The sequence below is a fragment of the Pseudomonas sp. 05N434 genome (assembly GCF_056396965.1).
The window spans coordinates 1-2,754 of sequence record NZ_JBFTMK010000620.1; the positions used below are offsets into that span (position 1 = coordinate 1).

2 protein-coding genes are annotated in these 2,754 nt (G+C 63.7%); both read left to right on the top strand.

Features of this window, described 5'->3' with window-relative positions; genetic code table 11:
• The first annotated feature begins 2 nt into the window (after window positions 1-2).
• Complete coding sequence (gene malQ / locus AC1DLB_RS26960) at window positions 3-2,024, top strand: 4-alpha-glucanotransferase (RefSeq protein ID WP_477786000.1); 2,022 nt, start codon at window positions 3-5, stop codon at window positions 2,022-2,024.
• A partial coding sequence (locus AC1DLB_RS26965; protein WP_477786001.1) for an alpha-amylase family glycosyl hydrolase occupies window positions 2,021-2,754 on the top strand: 734 nt, incomplete at its 3' end. The genes malQ and AC1DLB_RS26965, both read left to right, overlap by 4 nt.

Below are 2,754 nucleotides of genomic sequence, written 5' to 3' on the forward strand. Positions count from 1 at the left end.
ATATCGACGCCAACGGCCGTCCACAAAAAGTCACGCCGGCGGTGCTGCGTTCAGTGCTGGCCGGGCTTGGCCATCCCGCCAGCACCGCCCAGGAAATCGACGCCAGCCTGCTGCAACTGCTGGAGGCACAGCAAACCCGGCACCTGCCGCCGCTGCTGACCTGCGACGTTGGTGTCGGTCTTGATCTGGCCCACTACTTTGCACCGCAAACCCCGTGTGAGATCCATCTCGAAGACGGCTCGCGGCTCAACCTCAAGCTCGATGACAACGCTGTTTTGCCCGGTTTGGTGCCGGTGGGTTATCAGCACGTCAGCATCGACGATCAGTCGTTCACCCTGGCGGTGGCGCCCGAGCGCTGCTACAGCGTCGGCGAAGCCGTTGACAGTCAAACCCCGCGCGCCTGGGGCCTGAGCGTGCAATTGTATTCGCTGCGCCGCCCCGGCGATGGCGGTTTCGGCGATACCCAGGCCCTCGAAGATCTGGCCCGGGTGGCCGGCGAACGGGGCGCCGAAGCATTAGCGATCAGCCCGCTGCATGCGATGTTCAGCGGCGACACCCAGCGCTACAGCCCTTACTCGCCGTCCAGCCGTCTGTTTCTCAATAGCCTGTACGCAGCGCCCGGCGCGATTCTCGGTGAGCGTGCCCTGCGCACCGCAATCGACGCCACGGGCCTGGCTGGCGAACTCAAGCATCTGGAAACCTTACAGCTCATCGACTGGCCCACCGCCGCCGAGGCCAAACATCGCTTGCTGGAAGCCTTGTACGAAGGATTCACCCACGGCGCACACCCCTTGCATGCCGACTTCAGCAGCTTCCGTCACGCCGGTGGCGAAGCGCTGGAAAATCATTGCCGCTTCGAAGCGATCCAGGAAGCCCGTGCAAGGCGCGGTGAAAGCCTCGACTGGCGCGAGTGGCCCGAGCAATGGCGTAACCCGCGCAGCGCCGCTCTGGCGCAATTTGCCGAAGAGAACTCGGCCCGCATCGGCTATTACGCATTCTGCCAATGGCTGATTGCGCGCAGCCTGGAGCGCGCACAAACCGCCGCCCGTGGTGCCGGCATGGGCATCGGCCTGATCGCCGACCTGGCGGTGGGCGCTGACGGCGGCGGCAGCCAGGCCTGGAGTCGCCAGGACGAATTACTCGCCTCGCTGACAGTGGGTGCGCCACCCGACATCCTCAACCGCACTGGCCAGGGCTGGGGGATTTCCGCGTTTTCCCCCGAAGGTCTGGTGCGTAACGGCTTTCGCGCGTTCATCGAAATGCTGCGGGCCAATTTCGCCCATGCCGGCGGCCTGCGCATCGATCACGTCATGGGCCTGCAACGGCTATGGGTGATCCCTAAAGACGCACCGCCCAGCGACGGAGCGTACCTTTATTATCCGGTGGATGATCTGCTGCGCCTTCTGACCCTCGAATCCCATCGGCATCAGGCCATCGTCCTCGGCGAAGACCTTGGCACCGTGCCTGATGGCCTGCGCGAAAAACTCATCGCGCGCTCGATCCTCGGCATGCGCGTGCTGTTGTTCGAACAGGACAACACACACTTCAAACCGATTCTCGACTGGCCGGACAACGCCCTGGCCACCACCAGCACCCACGACCTGCCGACGCTCAATGGCTGGTGGCATGGCCGCGATATCGACTGGAGCGCACGCCTGGGCCTGGTCGACGCCACGGGTGAAATCGAATGGCGTCAACATCGCGAACGCGAGCGCGAAGGCTTGCGCCGGGTGCTGAGCCAGGACCCGCAAAATTTCCGTGAAGAGTCCCATGAAACCGATCAGGTGCTCGACGCCGCCATCCGCTTCCTCGGTCATACCCGCGCGCCGCTGGTGTTGCTGCCACTGGAGGATGCCCTGGGTATCGAACAGCAGGCCAACCTGCCCGGCACCACCGACACCCACCCCAACTGGTCCCGCCGATTGCCCGGCGACAGCGAAAGCCTGCTCGATGATCCGGACGCCGCCCGCCGCCTGGAACTGCTCGCCTGTGCGCGACTTCAGGCGGCCGAGCGTGACCAATGAATCAACCGCTCAGCCAGCCGCTGCGGGCGACCCTGCGGCTGCAATTTCATAAAGGCTTCACCCTGGATCAAGCGGTGCCACTGGTGCCGTATTTTTCCAGCCTGGGCATCAGCCATCTCTATGCCTCACCGCTGCTCGCCGCCCGCGCCGGCTCCATGCACGGCTACGATGTGGTAGACCCGACCACGGTCAACCCTGAACTGGGCGGCGACGCGGCGTTACGCCGTTTGGTCGCTGCGTTGCGCGAACAGAACATGGGGCTGATCCTCGATATCGTTTCCAACCACATGGCCGTCGGCGGTGGCGACAATCCCTGGTGGCTCGACTTGCTGGAATGGGGACGGCTGAGCCCTTACGGCGAGTTCTTCGACATTCAGTGGCACTCGCCCGACCCGTTGATGGAAGGCCAGTTGCTGCTGCCTTTTCTGGGCAGCGACTACGGCATCGCCTTGCAGGACGGCACCCTGCCCTTGCGTTTCGATGCCCGGCGCGGCGCCTTTCATGTCGTGCACTATGAACACCACTTCCCGATATGCCCCACCGACTACGGCGAACTGCTCAAGGCCAATAACCGATTGAATGCCGAGCAGGCTGAACGGCTCAAATCCCTGGCAGATCGCTTCGACACCTTGAGTTATCAGTCCGACGTGTACAGCCTGGCGATTCCACTGAAAGCCGAGCTGCGGGAACTGGCCAGTGATCCGGCCATTCTGCACGCCATCCAGCACAC